We start from the raw sequence: 18,022 nt of genomic DNA on the forward strand, positions 1-18,022 counted from the left end.
CATGCGCGTACTTTTCGCCGGAACCCCCGCCGTCGCCGTCCCCTCCCTGAACGCCCTGCTGGAAACGGGGTTCGACGTCGTTGCCGTACTGACCCGCCCCGACGCACCTCTCGGGCGCAAACGCACCCTCACGCCGTCGCCCGTTGCTGCCCGCGCTGAGGAACTGGGCCTGCCGGTTATCCGTGCGGCAAAGATCGACGACGACGCCGTCGCCGCCATCCGCGCGGCCAACCCGGACGTTGCAGCCATCGTGGCCTACGGCGGACTCATCCCCGAACGGGCGCTGACCATCCCCGAACACGGCTGGATCAACCTCCACTTTTCCCTGCTTCCCGCCTGGCGCGGCGCCGCACCCGTGCAGCACGCCGTCATCAACGGCGACGACGTCACCGGCGCCTCGACGTTCCTCCTGGAAAAGGGTCTCGACACCGGACCCGTGTACGGGCAGCTGACTGAAACCCTGTCGCCCGAAGACACCAGCGGCGCGCTGCTGGAACGGCTCTCCCACAGCGGCGCCGTCCTGCTCGCGCAGACGCTGTCGGCAATCGAGTCCGGTGCCGCGCACGCCGTTCCGCAGTCCGGTGACGTGACGCTCGCACCCAAACTTTCGATTGACGACGCGCGGGTGAACTGGAACCAGCCGGCGCTGGCCATCCGGCGCCGCATCAACGGCGTAACCCCGGAGCCGGGGGCCTGGACCACCTGGGACGGCGCCCGGTTCAAGATCGGCACAGCAGCGCTGCGGCCGGACATCACCGATCTGGCCCCGGGCCAGGTCCGTTTTTCCGGAGGAGCGCAGGCAGCCGCAGTTGTTGGCACCGGATCCGCCGGCCTGGAACTGCTGCAGGTGCAGCCCGCCGGCAAGAAAATGATGCCGGGGGCCGACTGGGCCCGCGGCCTGGCCCACCGTGAGGACGTGGTCTTCGAATGACCCCCCAGAACAGCACTCCCCAGAACAGCACCCCCCGAAACAACAAACAGCGCAACGAAAAGGGCCACGAACGCAGCCGTCCGGCCGTGCGCAGCCGCACCGCGCAGGCACCGGGACAGCGCACGCGCGCCGCGGATCCGGCCCGCCTGGTCGCCTTCGAAGTGCTGCGCGCCGTCTCCGAGGATGACGCGTACGCCAACCTCGTGCTGCCCAAGAGCATCCGCAAGCACCAGCTCGACAAGCGCGATGCAGGCTTCGCCACGGAACTGGCCTACGGCGCATTGCGCGGCCAGGGCACCTACGATGCGATCCTCGCCAAATGCGTGGACCGTCCGCTGGAACGGCTGGACCCCGCCGTCCTTGACGCCCTGCGTATCGGCGCCCACCAGCTGCTGGCCATGCGCGTTCCGGCCCACGCTGCCCTTGACCAGACCGTCGGCCTGGCCCGCGCCGTCATCGGAGCCGGACCCTCGGCTCTGATCAATGCAGTGCTGCGCAAAGTCGCCGCACGGGACCTGGAAACCTGGGTTGCGGAACTGACCCGGGACGAAACGGATGCAACCCGACGGGCAGCAATTGAGCACAGCCACCCGGAGTGGATTGTCCGGGCCCTCCGGCAGTCCCTGGTCGCCCACGGCCGCAGCGTCGAGGAAATCACGGACCTGCTCAAGGCCGATAACGACGCCCCCGTGGTGAACCTGGTGGCTCTGCCCGGGCTGGGGAACCTGGATGAGGCGCGGGAAGCCGGAGCTGTTGACGGCGAACTGGTCGAGGGCTCGGCCCTGTACTCTGCGGGCGACGTCGGACGCCTGGATTCGGTGCGGGCCGGCACCACCCGCGTGCAGGACGCCGGCTCACAGCTGGTTGCACGCGCGCTGGCCGCCGTGGACATCGGCGACCGCACCGCTGACGGCAGCCGCGACGGCGAACAGTGGCTGGACCTGTGCGCCGGACCCGGCGGCAAGGCCGCACTGCTGGCCGCCCTGGCCAATGAGAAGGGCGCCATCCTGCTGGCCAACGAACCCGCAGCGCACCGCGCCAAACTGGTCCAGCAGGCACTGGAAGCTGTTCCCGGAGACGTCTGGGATGTCCGCACCGGAGACGGCCGCAGCATCGCGGAGCAGTACCCGGACACCTTTGACCGCGTTCTCGTGGACGCTCCGTGCACCGGCCTAGGAGCACTGCGGCGCCGGCCGGAATCCCGCTGGCGCCGGAAGCCTTCAGATGTGGGGGAGTTGGGTGCACTGCAGCGTGAACTGCTCACTGCCGCCGTTGACGCCGTGAAGGCAGGCGGCGTGGTGGCGTACGTGACCTGCTCGCCGCACCCGGCGGAGACCACCGCCGTCGTCACCGATGTGCTGCGCCTGCGCAACGACCTGGAACTGCTCGACGCCGGCGCCGCACTCGACGGCGTCAGCCTGACCGGAAACCTGGGCGCCGGACACGAGTCCACCGCGCAGCTCTGGCCCCACATCCACGCGACCGATGCCATGTTCCTGGCCCTGATCCGCCGCAAGCCCTGATTTCGGCAAGCACTGATTTCAGCAAGCTTCGATTCAGTAAGTCCACTAGGAGAACCATGAGTAAGTGCTGCATTAATCCGAGCATCCTTTCGGCCGACTTCGTTAACCTGCAGGCCGAGCTGGAGCGGATCAGTACCGCCGACGCCGTTCACGTGGACGTGATGGACAACCACTTTGTGCCGAACCTGACCCTGGGTCTGCCCGTGGTGCAGCGGATCCAGGAGGTCAGTGCGCTGCCGCTGGACGCGCACCTGATGATTTCCGACGCCGACCGCTGGGCCCCCGCCTATGCCGAGCTGGGCCTGGCGTCAGTGACGTTCCACGTGGAGGCAGCAACCGCACCCATCAAGCTGGCGCGGGATATCCGTGACCGCGGGGCGAAGGCCGGCATGGCGCTGCGCCCGGCCACGCCGGTGGAGCCGTACCTGGATATGCTCTCTGAACTGGACATGCTCCTGATCATGACCGTGGAGCCGGGCTTCGGCGGCCAGAAGTTCCTGGACGTCACTCTGCCGAAGATCCGGCGTGCTGCCGAAGCCGTTCGCGGCTCCGGCCTGCCGCTGGCCATCCAGGTGGACGGCGGCATCTCCGCAGACACGATTGAGCGTGCGGCCGAGGCCGGCGCCAACGTGTTTGTCGCCGGATCGGCCGTCTACGGCAGCGAGGACCCCAACGAGGCCATCAGCAAGCTGCGCGCCGCCGCGGAAGCGGTGTCCGCCGGCTAACAGCGCAGCAGAATCGCGCACCGGAGCAAAGCCCCTACCGTCCCAGAGCCGTCACCGGCGAGGCACCGCAGCCGCACTCTAAACGTGACGAAGATTACTTTAGACTTCAAGGGAATTGGTGCTCGGCCGGCGGGGCTGTGTAAGAATGGATTTAACAATCGTGCTCCGGGGTCGGTGTAATTCCGAACCGGCGGTTATAGTCCGCGACCCGCACTGCAGCTCCCGAACCTCGGGAAAAGCGGTGCGGTTGAACTGGTGAAATTCCGGTACCGACAGTTAAAGTCTGGATGGGAGAAGCACGTGCAGTTTGTTGAACCGACGGTTAAACGTCCCGCAAGCGCGGACGTCTAACCTCGATGCACCGTACTGTCGTACCCCCGGAGCCGCCGCTAAGGGGATAGGAACGACATGGATTTTTTGCGGTGGCTCTTTGACGCTCAGGTACCGGTGGGGTCTTCTTCCCTGCTGATCCGTGAGGTCGTAGGCAACATCTTCGGGCTCCTCAGTGCCTTCGGCGGTATGCGCCGAAAAATCTGGGCCTGGCCGGTGGGCATCATCGGCAATCTTCTCCTCCTCACCGTTTTCCTCGGCTCCCTGTTTGGGTCCGCTGAATCCGCAACCCTCCTGGGACAAGCCGGCCGGCAGATCATGTTCATCGCCGTCGCAATCTACGGCTGGCGGCGCTGGAAGCAGAGCCAGAATAACGACGGCGAGGCAGTGACTCCGCAGTGGGCCTCCGGCAAGGAACGCATCGGCTTGGTGGCCGCACTGCTGATCGGCACGGTGGCCCTAACCCCGGTCTTCGCCCGCCTGGGCTCCTACGAACCGGTCTGGGCCGACGCCTGGACCTTCGTCGGTTCCCTGCTGGCCACCTACGGGATGGCCAAGGGATGGGTCGAATTCTGGCTGATCTGGGTGGCGGTCGACATCGTCGGGGTACCGCTGCTGTTCAGTGCCGGCTACTACGCCACGGCCTTTATGTACCTGTTCTACGGCATCTTCACGCTGATCGGGTTCTTTGTTTGGTGGCGGGCCAAGAACAACGAAAAGCCTAAGGTTGATGTCCTGATGCCGGATCCGAGGGTCCGCTAATGGCGGGACCGCAGGGTCCGCTGGGAACAGGCCCGGACGACGGCGGCGGCACGCTCCCGCGGCCCGGCTTGCTCCGAGGAGGCGCCGACGACGGCGGCGGCACGCTCCCGCCGCCCGGCCCCGGCCCCGGCTCCGGGTCACTGCCGGACACGATCACGGAAACCGAAGCCATGGTCCGCGCCCTGGAGCTGGCGCGCCGCGGGGTGCGGGGAGCCAATCCGCTGGTGGGAGCCGTGATCCTGGGCCATGCCGGAGAGGTCCTGAGCACCGGCTACCACCGCGGCGCCGGCACCCCGCACGCCGAAGCCGATGCACTGGCTGCAGCGGCAGCCGCCGGAGCCGACGTCGCAGGAGCCACCATGGTGGTGACACTGGAGCCATGCAACCACACCGGACGGACCGGACCCTGCACGCAGGCGATACTGAAGGCCGGGATAACCCGCGTGGTGTACGCGGCAGTTGACCCAACCGCTGAAGCCTCCGGCGGCGCCGCAACCTTGGCCGCAGCCGGAGTCCAGACAAGCGGCGGCCTGATGGCTGCAGAGTCCGGAGAACTGAACCACCGATGGATCCGCGCCATGCAGGAACAACGGCCTTTCGTCACGGTCAAGATTGCGCAGTCCCTGGACGGAAGGACCGCAGCCGAAGACGGCACGAGCCAGTGGATTACCGGCAGTGCCGCCCGGACCGACGGGCACACCATCCGCTCCCGGGCGGACGCCGTCGTCGTCGGAACCGGAACCGTGCTGGCCGATGACCCGCAGCTGACCGCGCGTGATGAGCTGGGCGGGGCAGCACCGCGGCAGCCGCTGCGTGTCGCCGTCGGGCACCGTCCGGTTCCCGCCGATGCGGCTATCCGCGGCACCGACAACCGCTTCCTGCAGCTGGCCGAGCATGACCCGGCGGCCATCTGCCGGGAACTGTACAGCCGCGGCGTACGCCACCTGATGGTCGAGGGCGGGGCCACCGTTGCGGGCGCTTTCCTGCGCGACGGCCTCACCGATGAGCTGGTGTCCTATGTGGCGCCGCTTCTGCTGGGCGCGGGCACTTCCGCGGTGGGTGCGCTTGGCGTGCACACCCTGGCCGATGCCTCCCGCTGGCGCTGGGACGAAACCGGCGGCGGTGCTGTGCGCCGCGAGGGACAGGACCTGAGGCTGCGGCTCGAACCGCTGCCGGCGTCCGGCGTCCTACCCGACAACTGATCACCTTAAGGACGAGAACATGTTTACCGGAATTGTGGCTGAACAGGGCAGCGTTGAATCCCTGGAACAGAACACCGCGGACGAGTCCGCAGTCCTGGTCATCAGTGCCCCGAAAACAGGAGCCGGGCTTGAACTTGGCGGCTCCATTGCAGTTAACGGCGTATGCCTCACCGCTACCGGCGTTGAGGGTGACCGGATCTCGCTCGATGTCATGGGCGAAACACTGGACCGCACCACCATCGGCGGGCTTCTTCCCGGCAGCACCGTGAATCTGGAGCGTTGTGTGCCCGCCGGCGGACGGTTGGACGGGCACGTGGTCCAGGGCCATGTGGACGGCGTGGGGCAGCTTCTCGAGCGCGAAAACCTTGGGAACTGGGACCGCCTGCGTTTCGCGGTTCCGCAGCGGCTGGCCCGCTACATTGCCGAAAAGGGATCCATCGCCGTCGACGGCGTCTCGCTCACCGTCACGGGGGTGAGCACCGCCGACGAACCGGAGCAGTGGTTTGAAGTGGGCCTGATCCCGACCACGCTCGCTGAAACCGGACTGGGCGGGCTGAAGCCCGGGGGAGCGGTCAACCTGGAAGTGGATGTGCTGGCCAAATACGCAGAGCGGCTGCTTGCGTTCACCAATCCCCGGAAGCCGCTGCACGCGGCGAACGGCCAGCGGGAAGGGGATGCCGCATGAGTATCCGCCTCGACGGCATAACTGCAGCAGTTGAAGCGATTGCCGCCGGCCGGCCGGTCGTGGTCGTGGATGATGAGGACCGCGAAAACGAAGGTGACATCATCTTTGCCGCTCAGCACGCCACACCGGAGCTGATGGGCTGGACGGTCCGTTACACCTCGGGTGTGATCTGCGTTCCGCTGCCGAACTCGTACGCCGACCGGCTGAAGCTGCCGCCCATGACCGAGGTGAACGAGGATGCCAAAGGCACCGCCTACACGGTCTCCTGCGATGCCGCCGCAGGCATCACCACAGGTATCAGCGCCGCCGACCGCGCGGTGACCTCGCGCGTGCTGGCCGACCCTGCCGCCGCGGCAGGGGAGCTGACCCGTCCGGGCCACATTTTCCCCCTTCGGGCGCACGACGACGGCGTCCGCGGGCGACGCGGCCACACCGAGGCGGCGGTGGAACTGGCCCGGCTGGCGGGCTGTACGCCGGTGGGCGTGATCGCTGAACTCGTCCATGACGAGGGGACCATGATGCGGTTGCCGGCCCTGCGCGAATTTGCCGACACGCACGGCGTACCGCTGGTATCCATCGAGGATCTCGTGGCCTATCTGGATGGGCTTGACGGGAGCGTCGGAGGGACCGCCGTCGTACCCGGCCCGGAAGTCCAGCTGCCCACCGCCTACGGGAATTTCACTGCCCGGGCCTGGACGGACCCGCGAACCGGGGCCGAGCACCTGAGTGTCTCCGCCCCGGGGACGGGGCTGCAGCAGGATATTGCCGCGGCGGGAGGGAACGGCAGCGGCACCCGTGCGCCGCTGGTGCGGCTGCACTCGGAATGCCTGACCGGGGATGTTTTTGGTTCGTACCGCTGCGACTGCGGCGAGCAGCTGGAGCAGGCGCTGGAATTGATTCAGCTGCACGGGGGCACCGTGATTTACCTGCGCGGACATGAGGGGCGCGGGATCGGACTGGCGAACAAACTGCGGGCGTACGCCCTGCAGGAAGCCGGCATGGACACTGTTGAGGCCAACGAGCAGCTGGGACTCCCGGTCGATTCGCGTGATTACCAGGCCGCCGCCGACATTCTGCACACACTGGGACTGAACCGGATCCGCCTGCTGAGCAACAATCCGGCCAAACGGGACAGACTGCAGCACTTCGGAGTCACAGTGGAAGCCATGGTTCCCTCCGAAGTGCCGATCCGGGCAGAAAACGAGCGCTACCTGCAGACCAAGCGGGACCGCATGGACCACCATCTGACCCTGTTGCGGACCCAGCCGGTCCGCCAGAGCTAGCCTGCCCATCAAAGACTGCCGGAACGCCCTGCTCCCGGCAGTGCCCCTTGCCGGCGGCAGCAACCCACACCACCTGACAATTCCCGCACCACCATTAGGAGAAACCCATGAGCGGACACGGCGCACCCGATAACGACGTCAGCAGCATCAAGGCCCAGGCCCTGAACATCAGGGTGGCAATTGTGGCGGCCAGCTGGCACACCGAGATTATGGACGGACTGATCGGCGGCGCGCTGCGCGCCGTGGAAGATGCCGGGCTGACCCCAAAGCTGATTCGGGTACCGGGCAGCTTCGAGCTTCCCGTTGCCGCGGCCCGGCTGGCACCGCACTATGACGCGGTGGTGGCTCTCGGCGTCGTCATCCGCGGCGGCACCCCGCACTTTGACTACGTGTGCTCGGCGGCCACCACCGGCCTGACTGATGTCAGCGTCCAAACCGGGACGCCGATCGGCTTCGGGGTGCTCACCTGCGACACCGAGCAGCAGGGCCTGGACCGGGCCGGCCTGCCCGGCTCGTCCGAGGACAAGGGCTACGAAGCGGTGGCTGCGGCGGTTAACACGGTAGCGGCGCTGCGCGGCGCCGGCGTCTAGGGTGCAGTAGCCGGCGGCTGCGGAGCGGTGTGCGGGAAGCACGCTGCCGGGACAGCCAACCTAGTCGCGTCACGCACGGCCCGGCGCTTTGCGGGCGTCATGCCCAGGACCGCAGGGTGTCGATCAGCGGTTCTGTGGGATGCCCGATCAGCTTGGAGAGCTCCCCGGAGGTGGGCGACAGTGCTCCGTCGCGCGTGTTGGCATTGAGCAGCCCCACGAATCCGGCGGTTGCCTTGTCCAGACCGCCGGCAATCAACTGGGCCTGCTCCTGTTCCGGGGTCAGCGCCTCGTAGCGGACGGCAGTGCCGAGCACCTCCTGCGCGGCGGCGGCGAACTCCGGATAGGTCCAGGCGGTATCGCCGGACAGCTCGTAGGCCTTGCCCTCGTGACCCGGCGTGCTGAGGACGACGGCGGCCGCTTCGGCATAGTTCTGGCGCGGCGCGCTGGCAATCCGGCCTTTCCCCACGCTGTTGGCGATGACGCCGCGGGAGCGGGCGGCATCGAAATCCTGTCGGTAGTTTTCCGTGTACCAGCCGTTGCGCAGGAACGTAGAGGGCAGGCCTGACGCCGTGATCAGCTCCTCGGTGGCCTTATGCTCCGGGGCGAGCGCGAGGACCGTGGTCGGTACGCCAAGGGCCGAGGTGTAGATCAGATGCCGGACCCCGGCGGTCCTTGCCGCCTGAACAGCAGCCGCGTGCTGGCTGACGCGCCGTCCGGGTTCGCTCAGCGAGATGAGGAGCACTTTCTCGACATTCGCCAGTGTGGCTGCCAGATTGTCGGTGTCGCCGTGGTCCAGATCGACGTACGCGGTGCGCAGGCCGCGGTCCGCGAGCCGGGAGAGGCGGTCGGAGCTTCGTCCCAGGGCGAGGATGCTGCCGGGAGGGGTGCCGCGGTCAAGCAGGGAATCGATGGTAAGGCCGCCGAGTTGGCCTGTGGCGCCGAAGACCGCAATGCTCATGGGGGTCCTTTCGAGGGTCGCCCGTGGAAACGGGTGACCCGTGCGGGTCAAAGACTGCACCGGCAGGGCCGCCTGATGCAGGGGCGGGGAGTGTTCAGCCCGGGCCCCGGCACTCGCCGGGGAGTTATCCACGGCGGCGGACCTACTCGTGGACACTTCCGCTTCCCGCCCCTAGGTTATGGGACATGGGGGAAAACTGGAACATACAGGTGTCGGGAGTGGCAGCACTGCTCAGGGACGCCGAAAACCTGCTCGCCGACTGCGAACCGGCCAAAGACGATTCCCAGAAAGCACTGAATGCGCTTGAGACAGCGCTCGTCCACTGCCCCGAACTCGCAGATGCAGTTGACCACCTGCGTTTCGAAGTCATTGCCAATGACATGACCGACATTCTTGTTCGGTGCAACAACGCGGTGCAGGCAACCCGGGAGAGCGTCAACGCCTATGCGGAGGGCGACCGGGAGATGGCGGACCGCGCCTCCAAGGCAGCTTCGCTGGCCGGGTCCGTTCCGGGGGCTCCGGCGGCAACCGGTGCCGGACATCGGATGGTCCGGTAAAGATGGACTACCTGCAGATTGACCTCTCTTCCACCCAGACCCTTCCTGATCCCGTGGTGCTTCAGGAACAGGCTCCGCTGCTGTCCGCGGCGGGTCTGGCATTCGAGGCAGGCGTTTCAGATGCCGCCGGGAAGTGGCGGGCGCTGGAGGGCCTCTACACGGGGCCGCAGGATTACCTCATCTTCCGGGCCTTCGAGATGCCCTCGCGGCAGGCCTTGGACCTGACGGAAAGCACAGCCGGTGCCGCCCGCGCCATCAATGATTTTGCTGAGGCCGTCCGGACCGTACGGAGCACAAGGTCCGAGCTGCAGAAGGACGTCACCACTGCGGAGAATGACCTGGTGTCCCTGCTCGGCAGCGAGGAAGATCCGACAGGAAGCACCTTCGAAAACGCCCTGTTCAACTACCGGTCCGAGTTCACCTCACGCGCCGTCGCCCTGGCCGCTGATTATGAACAGGCGCGGGCCTCCTGCCGGGCATTATTGTCGGGGATCGGCCGTAGCTCCTCCGATGCGCCCTCGTATTTTGCTTCAGGCGTCCTCGACCTGATCAGCCACGACGCGGAGCGCCTGCACCGGCAGGCGCTGTCCCCCGAAACCACCTCGGAGGATGTCCAGCGCTACTATGATGCACTCGCCGGGATGGACCCCGCCGGCTACCGGGCCTTTGCACAGGACTACCCGGAAGCCGCCGTCTATCCGCCGCGGATTGGTCTGGCGGCGGACCGGCAGGCGGCGTTCTGGCAGTCCCTGTCGCCGGAACAGCAGGCGGCCCTTGCCCAGGTCCTTCCCACCGTCGCCGGAAATACGGAAGGGGTGCCGTACGGGATCCGCGCGGCGGCAAACGTCGCCGTCCTGGCCTTGGTCATGAAGCCCTCGTGGCGGGCAATCGATGCCCAGCGCGACGCGTACAAGAACATCCAGAAATCGTTGAATGAGCGTGATTCGAAGGACGCACAGACGCACCTAATCGCCTTCGATCCGGCCGACCCGCCCCTGGCCGCCGTCGCCATCGGCAACATGGACACGGCAACCAATGTGACCGTCAACGTGTCCGGGATGGGGAGTTCCACGGAGGATATGGACGGCGCCGTGAAGGCGGCGAACAACATCTACTTGGAACAGGAAGACTCCACATCCGGCCATGCCGTGGTGGCGTGGGTCGGTTATGAATCGCCTGGCTACTCCGCCGAAGTGCTGTACTCCGACAAGGCCCGTACCGGCGGTGCCAAGCTTGCGACAGTGATCGACGGCTTGTACTACACCCGGGCATCAGACATCCCCTACGTGAGTATCGCCGCCCACTCCTACGGAACTACCACGGCGGCCTACGCACTGAGTCAAACCACCCACACGGTGGACTCGGTGGTGTTTTACGGCTCCGCCGGCATTGATCCGGAGACAGCCCGGACCGCTGCCGACCTGAACGCCCGGGAAGTCTACGCGACTCAGGGTGATGCGGACGTCCTCGCCCCCGGCGGGATTGCCGGAGCGAACCTGGGCGATCCGCGGCTGAGTCCCACCGCCGAGTCATGGGGTGCAAAGGTCTTCAGCTCGGAGGATCAGGAACATGGAGTTGTGAACGGCGGCCACGGCATGGAGGGGACAGAGGAAGAGGCCTTGCTCTGGGAGACGGAGCGCGGCGGCGGCTACCTCGACCCGGCCACCTCAAGCCTGGAGCAGATCGCGCTGGCCAGCACCGGGCACGGTTCCTCCCTGGATTTCATTCCGCAGTCCCCCATGGATGATCGAGTCGACAGCATCACTGGAACGGCCAATGACATCTATTACGGGCCGGGAAGGGCCGTGGACGGCATGCAGGTCTTGGGCCAGCACGCCGTCGACGAGTATCAGGAAGCGCAGAACAGGAGGGCTGAGATGATGCGCGACGGACTGCTGCAGGCAGGCGATGTACTGCAGGATCATTACCTGCCCGACTTTGGGCCCTATGAGCATCCATTGGACCCTCATGTCGACGAGATGCAGCGCGAAGCCATGGACGCATTGGAAGAGTCCCAGCGGCGGTTCAGTGAGACTGTGGACCGTTCGCAGAATACCTTTTCAGTACTTGTTGATGACCAGCAGAAAGCGGCAGATGACTACTTCAAGCGGCGGTTGCGTGTTCTGGAGTTCAAGGCAGGGCAGCTCGTCGAAATTTTCCGTGATTAGCGCAGGACTACTTGCCCTGCTGACCCTGAGTTCTTGTGCCCAAGGAGACCCCGCCGTGCCGAACAACAACCACTCTGCTGGCCACTCCGCGTCCGCTAGCCCCGACGCGGCCGGCGGACGCCCCGCAGACGCAATTTTCGATGATCTTATGGGTACCGCAGCGGCCGCCGTTGAGGCGACGGGTACAACAACCGGCTGGACCTATGCGGACGGTTCACCCTGGAACCCTGATGCCCCCGACATCGTCTTCAATCCGAAGCCCTGCCGGGCGACGGCCGGCGGCGCAGAGCAGCGCACGATGGAATTTCGGCTCCTCGGTCCTGCGCCGGCGGACCCCAGGACAGCAAGGGATGACATGCAGACATATCTGGAGGGTTTGGAGGATCAGGGATATGCATTGTCCCGCTCCAGCGATCCTGCCCCCGGAAGAGAGCCCAAGAACACCTATGTGGCCGGTACCAGGCGAGCCGACGGCGCCTATGTCGATTTCGGAGCGAACGACGCAGAACAGCGCCTGCACTTCGGAAGTGAATGTTCGGCACATCCGTCATTGGAGGACGAGGTCAGCGCACAGACGCGCTAGGGCACCCCGGCCTTCAAGCGGGCCGTCGGGCCACGTGGCAACGCCGAGATGGCTGATGGTTTTGGATCCCCGGGTGCGGGTGCGGGTGCGGGTGCGGGTGTAGCTGCAGGTGCAGTGCGCGGCAAAAGAGGACTTACCCCGCGTGCCTCCAGCGGTCCCGCGGTAGCGTGGAAAGACGCAACAGGCAGCAGGGAGATTTCATGGCCGCACCAGCACCCGTCCGCGCGCGTCTTCAGCCGCCTGCGGCTGTCCGGATCCGCGGAGCCCGGGTCCACAACCTCAAGGATGTCGATGTGGACATCCCCCTTGACCGGCTGGTTGCCGTGGCGGGCGTATCCGGGTCAGGTAAGTCCTCGCTCGCCATGGGCGTGTTGTACGCAGAGGGGTCGCGCCGGTACATCGAGGCGCTGTCCACCTATACCCGGCGACGAATGTCGCACGCCGCCCGTGCATCCGTGGACTCGGTCCGCCACGTCCCCGCTGCTCTTGCCCTGCGTCAGCGCCCCGGCGTGCCGGGGGTCCGGTCGACGTTCGGCACGTCCACCGAGCTGCTGAACGTCCTGCGCGTGGTGTTCTCCCGGCTTGGCTCGCACCTTTGTCCCAACGGCCACAGGCTGGCCCCGACCATCGACGTCGCCGCCGACAAGGAGCTGGTCTGCCCTGAGTGCGGTGCGTCGTTCCGTCCGCCCGGTGCGGAGTCCCTGGCTTTCAATTCCGACGGTGCCTGTCCGAGGTGCGAGGGCACCGGCACGGTCCGGGAGATCGACGACGGCGCCCTGGTTCCGGATCCGGCCAAAACCATCAACGACGGAGCGGTGGCGCCGTGGGGCATGTTCGGACTGACGGTTATGCCGCAGGTGGTGGCCGAATTCGGTGTCCGCACAGACGTTCCCTACGCCGAACTCACGGAGCACGAGAAGCAGATCGTACTGGCGGGCCCGGAGGAGAAGAAGCACATCAGCGTGCCCTCGAAAAGCGGCAAACTGTTCGAGCTGAACTTTACCTACCGCAACGCCCGTCTCGCGGTTCGGGAGGCAATGAACAACGCCACCAGCGAGAAGGGCCTGGCACGGGTTTCCCGTTTTATCGTGTCGCAGACCTGTCCCGCCTGCGGAGGCACACGGCTTTCCCCCAAGGCGCTCGGGACGGAGGTTGCCGGGATCAACCTGGCGGAAGCGTCGTCAAAAACGCTGGATGAGGCACTCGCCTGGGTCTCAACGGTCCCTGGCCGGCTCCCCGCGGAGATGCGCTCCATGGCCGGGATGATCACCGCCCAGTTCCAGGACATGGCCCGGCGCCTGACCCAGCTGGGCCTGGGCTACCTGAGCCTGGACCGGGCGGGGTCAACCCTGTCCACCGGAGAGCGGCAGCGGGTGCAGCTTGCCCGTGCGGTGCGCAACGAAACCACCGGCGTGCTGTACGTGCTGGATGAGCCCTCGATCGGTCTTCATCCCGTGAACGTGGAAGGCCTGATCGGGGTGATGCGGGACCTGCTCGACGGCGGAAACTCCGTGGTGCTGGTGGACCACGACGTGCAGGTGCTGAGCGAAGCGGACTGGATGATCGAACTGGGTCCCGGCTCCGGCACCGAAGGCGGATCCATCATTGCCCAGGGCACCATCGGCCAAATAACTGCCGATCCGGCGTCGTTGATTGGCCCTTTCCTCGGCGGCAGCGGTGACAACGCGGCGCGCGGGGACATACTGGTGCGGAAACGCACCGACGGCAGGACCCTGTGGGACAACGGAGCCGTCCGCCTTGCGACGGATCCGCTGCACACCGTCCACGCCCTTGACGTCCTGATTCCCAAGGGGCGGCTTACCTCGGTCACCGGCATGTCCGGGTCGGGGAAAACCACGCTCGTTCTCGAGAGCCTCGTGCCGGCCGTCAAGGCGGTGGAACATGGTGCGGGGATGCCGGCACACGTGCGCTCGGTCGATGCCGCCGGCCTGTCACGCGTGGATGTGGTGGATGCGACGCCGATCGGGGTGAATATCCGCTCTACGGTAGCCACCTACTCCGGCGTCCTGGACGACCTGCGCCGCACCTACGCCGCCACGGACGCTGCGAAGGAGCACGGGCTGAAGGCGGGAGACTTCTCCTACAACACCGGATCGCTGCGGTGCCCGCGCTGCGAGGGAACCGGGCAGGTGGTCCTGGACGTACAGTTCCTGCCCGACGTCGACATCCCCTGCCCGGACTGCAACGGGACGCGCTACGCCCCGTCGGCCGACGACGTCGTTCTGCCGACCGCGAAGGGGGATTTCCCGCTGCCGGGGCTTCTCGCCCTGACCGTGCGTGGAGCGCGGGAGGCCCTGGCAGGGCTGCCCAAGGTACGCCGGAAGCTGCAGACCCTCATCGACCTCGGACTCGGTTACCTGACCCTGGGGGAGGACACTCCGGCTCTCTCCGGCGGGGAAGCCCAGCGCCTCAAGCTCGCCGGGGAACTGGGCCGGGACCAGTCGGGCACCCTGTTTGTCCTGGATGAACCCACCGTCGGCCTCCATCCCCTGGATACCCGGGTGCTGATTCGTGTGCTGGACCGGCTCCTGGCCAAGGGCGCCACGATCGTCGTTATTGAACATGACCTGGACCTGATAGCCAACGCTGATCACGTCATTGACATGGGTCCGGGCGGCGGTGCCGCGGGCGGGCGCATCGTTGCCACCGGTGCGCCCGACGACGTCGCCGGGAACCCTGCCAGCAGCACCGGCGGCTACCTCCGGGAACATCTGCGCCGCTGACCTGCCCGCACCGCTTATCACCCGCACTGCTTATCATCCGCACTGCGTATCACCCGCACTCCGTCTCAGGGGTCTTGTGCCGCGGACCGAACCTGTCCGCAACGGGACCTACTGTGATGCTTGTCCGGCAGAAGCCGGCAGCCAAATGTACAGCAGTCATCCTGAGCAAAGGTGCCCCATGAGCAACCCGCATGCAGCCGCAGTCCGTGAAGTTTTCCTCACCGGCCACCGCACCGGACGCGCCGTCGCGCCGTCGCACTTCCTGGCGGTCCGGGAATCCCCGCGTCCGGCACTGCAGCCGGGGCAGGTCAGGGTGCGGAACGACTTCCTGCAGCTGACCGCCGTGATGGCTGACCTGATGTCGGAGAAGCCCGGGCTGCCCATGCCGGCCTATCCGGTGGGCGAGCCGCTGTGGGGCGGAGCAGTGGGAACGGTCGTCGAGTCCGCCGGCAGGCTCGCGCCCGGAACGGTAGTGCAGCATATGAACGGCTGGCGGGAGGAATCCAGCGGTGATGCTTCGCTGTTCTATCCGGTGCCGGTGGAAGTGCTGCCCGCTCCGGAGTACGTCCTGAACCAGGGGGTTACCGCGTATCACGGCATGGCAGAGGTAGCCGCTGCGGGGGAGGGTGACGTCGTCTTCGTGAGCGGAGCTGCCGGGGGAGTGGGATCCCTTGCCGGCCAGATCGCGAAGGCCCGCGGCGCGCGGAAGGTGATCGGCAGCGCGGGCAGCCCGGAGAAGGTGAAGTACCTTGTGGAGGAACTGGGCTTTGACGCCGGCATCAACTATCGGGAGGGACTGGTCCGTGAGCGGCTCGCGGAGCTGGCCCCCGGAGGAATCAACGTCTTTTTCGACACGGTGGGCGGAAGCCAGTTCGAGGCGGCCGTACAGGCAGCGGCACAGCATGCCAGGTTTGCCCTGTGCGGGGCGCTCGCAGGCCAGATCGACGGTGGGACCGGAGGTTTTCCGCGCCTGGACATCATGACGGCGATCGTCAAGCAGTTGAGGATTCTGCCGTTCGCCACCCTGCACACTTCCGAACAACTGGCAGCGTGGGGAGCGCACTACGGCCGGTGGCTGGCGGAGGGGAAGCTGGTTTTTCCGCACACCATCATTGATGGCGGACTGGATGCGGCGCCGGCGGCGCTGGACGCGCTTCTCGAGGGCCGCTACCGGGGCAATGTCGTGGTTCGCCTCCACTAGATACTGCCCCTATCCATGGTTGGATAGTAGGACTATCCGTCGAGGCATGGACTGGAACCTGCTTATCGCGACCCACGCCGTCGCTGCCCTTTATGCCCTTGCCATTGGGCCGATCAATATCCTGCGCCGGCGGCGGGACAGAACCCACCACGTCCTCGGGTACACCTGGGCGGGAGCGATGTACTACGTCTGCCTCAGCAGTTTTTGGATCGTGTCCGACGGTCACTTCAGCTGGCTCCACGGGTTGTCTGCGTTCACGATCGTGACGGTCAGTCTCGGCATCCTGGCAGCGGTGCGACGGAACATCCGGTGGCACATGATGAACATGATCGGCAGCTATTTCGGATTGGTTGTCGCGTTCATCTTCGCCACGATCGTTCCGTCGCGCGGCATTCCGCGGCTCCTCGTCAGCGATCCGCTGACAGCCGGGCTGGTCGCAGCCTTTGTTCTCGGCAGCGTCATCAGCCTCTATGGCGTTCTGAAGCCCAGAAAGCGACGCCGGCGGCCGGTTGTCCGGCCCGCCGCCAACAGCTGAGGCGGGATCAGTGTCTGAGCAAGCTTCGGCGCCGGTCAGACACGTTCAAGCGGCAGGTGCTGTCCGGCCGGCAGATCGACCCGGATGGCATCGCGGACCGAGACCAGGCGCCACATCGAAACCCTCGACCCTCAAATTCTTCAAAAGCTCGACGGCGATGAGGTGGACCTGCCGCAGGTTCGGCTGGGTCGGATCTGCCCGCACCCGGGAGCGGTGCTGCACGGTGGTGCCGGAGTGGGCATTTTGAGCGTGGCGGCGATTCCCGCATCGCTGCTGTTGCTGTTGTGGCTGGCAGATGTGGCAGTGCAACTCGTTGAGCCCCGCCGTCCCCACGGCCCGGCGTAGATTGGTTCCATGGCTTCCACCCCTGCACAGCGTGTCCTCTTCCACGGCGTGACCGGAAGCGGAAAAACGACCGCGGCACGGGCCTAGCAGCGTCCGGTGGAGGAACAGCTGCAGATGACGGCAGCCATCGCGGCGGGGGACCGGTGGGTTGTGGACAGCGCCTACGCGTCCGTCCGTGAACTGCTGTTGGCCAGAGCCGAACTCGTCGTCGCATTGGATTATCCGCGGTGGCTGTCCCTGGGCCGCCTGCTGCGCAGGACCGTCCGCCGCTGCCTCACCGGGGAGCTGATCTGCAACGGCAACACCGAGACCTGGCGTCTGGTCCTGTCCCGGGATTCGATCATCGTGTGGCACTTCCGCAGCTTCGCCGCCAAGCGTAAGTCGCTGGCGGCGATGAGGGCGGATCCGGGTATGCCGCCCGTCATCAGTTTCCGGCGTCCCCGGGATCTCGAGGCCTGGATCGCCGAGGCCGGGCAGGCTGCCGGGGCGGCCGAAATTTCCGGACGGTAGACAATCTGTCCCGGCACCTTAGAGACTTCTCCCACCGCCAACCCCGAAAGGATGAGCAGCATGCCCACCAAGATCACGTTTGTCATCGACAACCCGTCAGACCCCGAGGCCTTCGAGGCTGCCTATAAAGGAATCGCGGACAGCGCCAAACAGCTCCCGAAGCTGCAGCGGTACGAGGCCGGAAAGGTCTGGCCGAAGGAGAACGGCACTCCCACTCCCGCCCACCGAACACTGGATCTGTACTTCGACAGTTACGAGGACGCTTCAGCCGCCGTGACAACGCCTCCGTTCGCGGACCTTATGAGCCAGTTGAAGGGAACCGAAACCACCTTCCGCGCCCTGTTCTCGGAGGTGGAAGACAGCTAGAGGGCGCACGGCCGGTATCAACTC

Annotated in this window: 18 protein-coding genes and 1 riboswitch; of the genes, 17 read left to right on the forward strand and 1 reads right to left on the reverse strand. The window is 66.3% G+C overall.

Features of this window, described 5'->3' with window-relative positions; translation table 11 throughout:
* The first annotated feature begins 1 nt into the window (after position 1).
* The 8 genes from fmt to ribH all read left to right on the forward strand — a co-directional run bounded on the left by fmt (position 2) and on the right by ribH (position 8,031).
* A complete protein-coding gene (gene fmt / locus WKB88_RS01300; RefSeq protein WP_341393192.1) occupies positions 2-931 on the forward strand; it encodes a methionyl-tRNA formyltransferase in 930 nt (309 codons plus the stop codon).
* On the forward strand, positions 928-2,454 hold the full coding sequence (locus tag WKB88_RS01305) for an RsmB/NOP family class I SAM-dependent RNA methyltransferase (protein ID WP_341392737.1): 1,527 nt from the start codon (positions 928-930) through the stop codon (positions 2,452-2,454). Before fmt ends, WKB88_RS01305 begins: the two co-directional genes overlap by 4 nt.
* Positions 2,455-2,510: 56 nt before the next feature.
* The gene (rpe, locus tag WKB88_RS01310; RefSeq protein ID WP_341392738.1) at positions 2,511-3,179 is read left to right on the forward strand and encodes a ribulose-phosphate 3-epimerase; all 669 of its coding nucleotides are present in this window, start codon (positions 2,511-2,513) and stop codon (positions 3,177-3,179) included.
* A 157-nt stretch (positions 3,180-3,336) separates the two neighbouring features.
* A riboswitch (FMN riboswitch) is annotated at positions 3,337-3,482 on the forward strand.
* A 105-nt stretch (positions 3,483-3,587) separates the two neighbouring features.
* On the forward strand, positions 3,588-4,271 hold the full coding sequence (gene pnuC / locus WKB88_RS01315) for a nicotinamide riboside transporter PnuC (RefSeq protein ID WP_341392739.1): 684 nt from the start codon (positions 3,588-3,590) through the stop codon (positions 4,269-4,271).
* A complete protein-coding gene (gene ribD / locus WKB88_RS01320; protein ID WP_341392740.1) occupies positions 4,271-5,473 on the forward strand; it encodes a bifunctional diaminohydroxyphosphoribosylaminopyrimidine deaminase/5-amino-6-(5-phosphoribosylamino)uracil reductase RibD in 1,203 nt (400 codons plus the stop codon). The genes pnuC and ribD overlap by 1 nt, the downstream gene beginning before the upstream one ends.
* Before the next feature lie 19 nt (positions 5,474-5,492).
* Positions 5,493-6,158, forward strand: coding sequence for a riboflavin synthase (locus WKB88_RS01325; protein ID WP_341392741.1), 666 nt, complete (start codon positions 5,493-5,495; stop codon positions 6,156-6,158).
* The gene (ribB, locus tag WKB88_RS01330) at positions 6,155-7,441 is read left to right on the forward strand and encodes a 3,4-dihydroxy-2-butanone-4-phosphate synthase (RefSeq protein ID WP_341392742.1); all 1,287 of its coding nucleotides are present in this window, start codon (positions 6,155-6,157) and stop codon (positions 7,439-7,441) included. Before WKB88_RS01325 ends, ribB begins: the two co-directional genes overlap by 4 nt.
* A 107-nt stretch (positions 7,442-7,548) precedes the next feature.
* Positions 7,549-8,031, forward strand: a complete 483-nt coding sequence (gene ribH / locus WKB88_RS01335; RefSeq protein ID WP_341392743.1) for a 6,7-dimethyl-8-ribityllumazine synthase — start codon at positions 7,549-7,551, stop codon at positions 8,029-8,031.
* 97 nt (positions 8,032-8,128) lie between these two features.
* Here ribH and WKB88_RS01340 read toward each other — a convergent pair whose 3' ends face one another.
* Complete coding sequence (locus WKB88_RS01340) at positions 8,129-8,989, reverse strand: NAD(P)H-binding protein (RefSeq protein ID WP_341392744.1); 861 nt, start codon at positions 8,987-8,989, stop codon at positions 8,129-8,131.
* A 185-nt stretch (positions 8,990-9,174) separates the two neighbouring features.
* On the opposite strand from WKB88_RS01340, the gene WKB88_RS01345 reads away from it, so the two are divergent.
* The 9 genes from WKB88_RS01345 (at position 9,175) to WKB88_RS01385 (ending at position 17,998) form a co-directional block, all read left to right on the forward strand.
* On the forward strand, positions 9,175-9,546 hold the full coding sequence (locus tag WKB88_RS01345) for a DUF6507 family protein (RefSeq protein ID WP_341392745.1): 372 nt from the start codon (positions 9,175-9,177) through the stop codon (positions 9,544-9,546).
* A gap of 2 nt (positions 9,547-9,548) precedes the next feature.
* Positions 9,549-11,714 carry an alpha/beta hydrolase gene (locus WKB88_RS01350; RefSeq protein WP_341392746.1) on the forward strand — a complete coding sequence of 722 codons (2,166 nt, stop codon included), beginning with the start codon at positions 9,549-9,551 and terminating at the stop codon, positions 11,712-11,714.
* 148 nt (positions 11,715-11,862) lie between these two features.
* Positions 11,863-12,297, forward strand: a complete 435-nt coding sequence (locus WKB88_RS01355) for a hypothetical protein (protein WP_341392747.1) — start codon at positions 11,863-11,865, stop codon at positions 12,295-12,297.
* 200 nt (positions 12,298-12,497) lie between these two features.
* Positions 12,498-15,041: an ATP-binding cassette domain-containing protein gene (locus tag WKB88_RS01360; RefSeq protein WP_341392748.1), complete on the forward strand. Its 2,544-nt coding sequence runs from the start codon at positions 12,498-12,500 to the stop codon at positions 15,039-15,041.
* A gap of 178 nt (positions 15,042-15,219) precedes the next feature.
* Entirely contained in the window at positions 15,220-16,242 is a 1,023-nt protein-coding gene (locus tag WKB88_RS01365) for an NADP-dependent oxidoreductase (protein ID WP_341392749.1), read from the forward strand.
* Positions 16,243-16,288: 46 nt separating this feature from the next.
* Positions 16,289-16,777: a DUF2306 domain-containing protein gene (locus WKB88_RS01370; RefSeq protein WP_341392750.1), complete on the forward strand. Its 489-nt coding sequence runs from the start codon at positions 16,289-16,291 to the stop codon at positions 16,775-16,777.
* 84 nt (positions 16,778-16,861) lie between these two features.
* Positions 16,862-17,122: a hypothetical protein gene (locus WKB88_RS18175; protein ID WP_445818847.1), complete on the forward strand. Its 261-nt coding sequence runs from the start codon at positions 16,862-16,864 to the stop codon at positions 17,120-17,122.
* Between the two features lie 114 nt (positions 17,123-17,236).
* Positions 17,237-17,632 (forward strand): hypothetical protein, encoded by a 396-nt coding sequence (locus WKB88_RS01380; protein ID WP_341392751.1) that lies wholly within the window; start codon positions 17,237-17,239, stop codon positions 17,630-17,632.
* Between the two features lie 60 nt (positions 17,633-17,692).
* Complete coding sequence (locus WKB88_RS01385; RefSeq protein WP_341392752.1) at positions 17,693-17,998, forward strand: EthD family reductase; 306 nt, start codon at positions 17,693-17,695, stop codon at positions 17,996-17,998.
* Positions 17,999-18,022: the final 24 nt, after the last annotated feature.

Source organism: Arthrobacter sp. G119Y2, from assembly GCF_038069765.1.
Taxonomy (GTDB): Bacteria; Actinomycetota; Actinomycetes; order Actinomycetales; family Micrococcaceae; genus Arthrobacter_B.

Coding starts and splice junctions, on each gene's coding strand:
- fmt (WP_341393192.1), top strand. CDS start 2: ATGCGCGTACTTTTCGCCGGAACCCCCGCCGTCGCCGTCCCCTCCCTG.
- WKB88_RS01305 (WP_341392737.1), top strand. CDS start 928: ATGACCCCCCAGAACAGCACTCCCCAGAACAGCACCCCCCGAAACAAC.
- rpe (WP_341392738.1), top strand. CDS start 2,511: ATGAGTAAGTGCTGCATTAATCCGAGCATCCTTTCGGCCGACTTCGTT.
- pnuC (WP_341392739.1), top strand. CDS start 3,588: ATGGATTTTTTGCGGTGGCTCTTTGACGCTCAGGTACCGGTGGGGTCT.
- ribD (WP_341392740.1), top strand. CDS start 4,271: ATGGCGGGACCGCAGGGTCCGCTGGGAACAGGCCCGGACGACGGCGGC.
- WKB88_RS01325 (WP_341392741.1), top strand. CDS start 5,493: ATGTTTACCGGAATTGTGGCTGAACAGGGCAGCGTTGAATCCCTGGAA.
- ribB (WP_341392742.1), top strand. CDS start 6,155: ATGAGTATCCGCCTCGACGGCATAACTGCAGCAGTTGAAGCGATTGCC.
- ribH (WP_341392743.1), top strand. CDS start 7,549: ATGAGCGGACACGGCGCACCCGATAACGACGTCAGCAGCATCAAGGCC.
- WKB88_RS01340 (WP_341392744.1), bottom strand. CDS start 8,989: ATGAGCATTGCGGTCTTCGGCGCCACAGGCCAACTCGGCGGCCTTACC.
- WKB88_RS01345 (WP_341392745.1), top strand. CDS start 9,175: ATGGGGGAAAACTGGAACATACAGGTGTCGGGAGTGGCAGCACTGCTC.
- WKB88_RS01350 (WP_341392746.1), top strand. CDS start 9,549: ATGGACTACCTGCAGATTGACCTCTCTTCCACCCAGACCCTTCCTGAT.
- WKB88_RS01355 (WP_341392747.1), top strand. CDS start 11,863: ATGGGTACCGCAGCGGCCGCCGTTGAGGCGACGGGTACAACAACCGGC.
- WKB88_RS01360 (WP_341392748.1), top strand. CDS start 12,498: ATGGCCGCACCAGCACCCGTCCGCGCGCGTCTTCAGCCGCCTGCGGCT.
- WKB88_RS01365 (WP_341392749.1), top strand. CDS start 15,220: ATGAGCAACCCGCATGCAGCCGCAGTCCGTGAAGTTTTCCTCACCGGC.
- WKB88_RS01370 (WP_341392750.1), top strand. CDS start 16,289: ATGGACTGGAACCTGCTTATCGCGACCCACGCCGTCGCTGCCCTTTAT.
- WKB88_RS18175 (WP_445818847.1), top strand. CDS start 16,862: ATGGCATCGCGGACCGAGACCAGGCGCCACATCGAAACCCTCGACCCT.
- WKB88_RS01380 (WP_341392751.1), top strand. CDS start 17,237: ATGACGGCAGCCATCGCGGCGGGGGACCGGTGGGTTGTGGACAGCGCC.
- WKB88_RS01385 (WP_341392752.1), top strand. CDS start 17,693: ATGCCCACCAAGATCACGTTTGTCATCGACAACCCGTCAGACCCCGAG.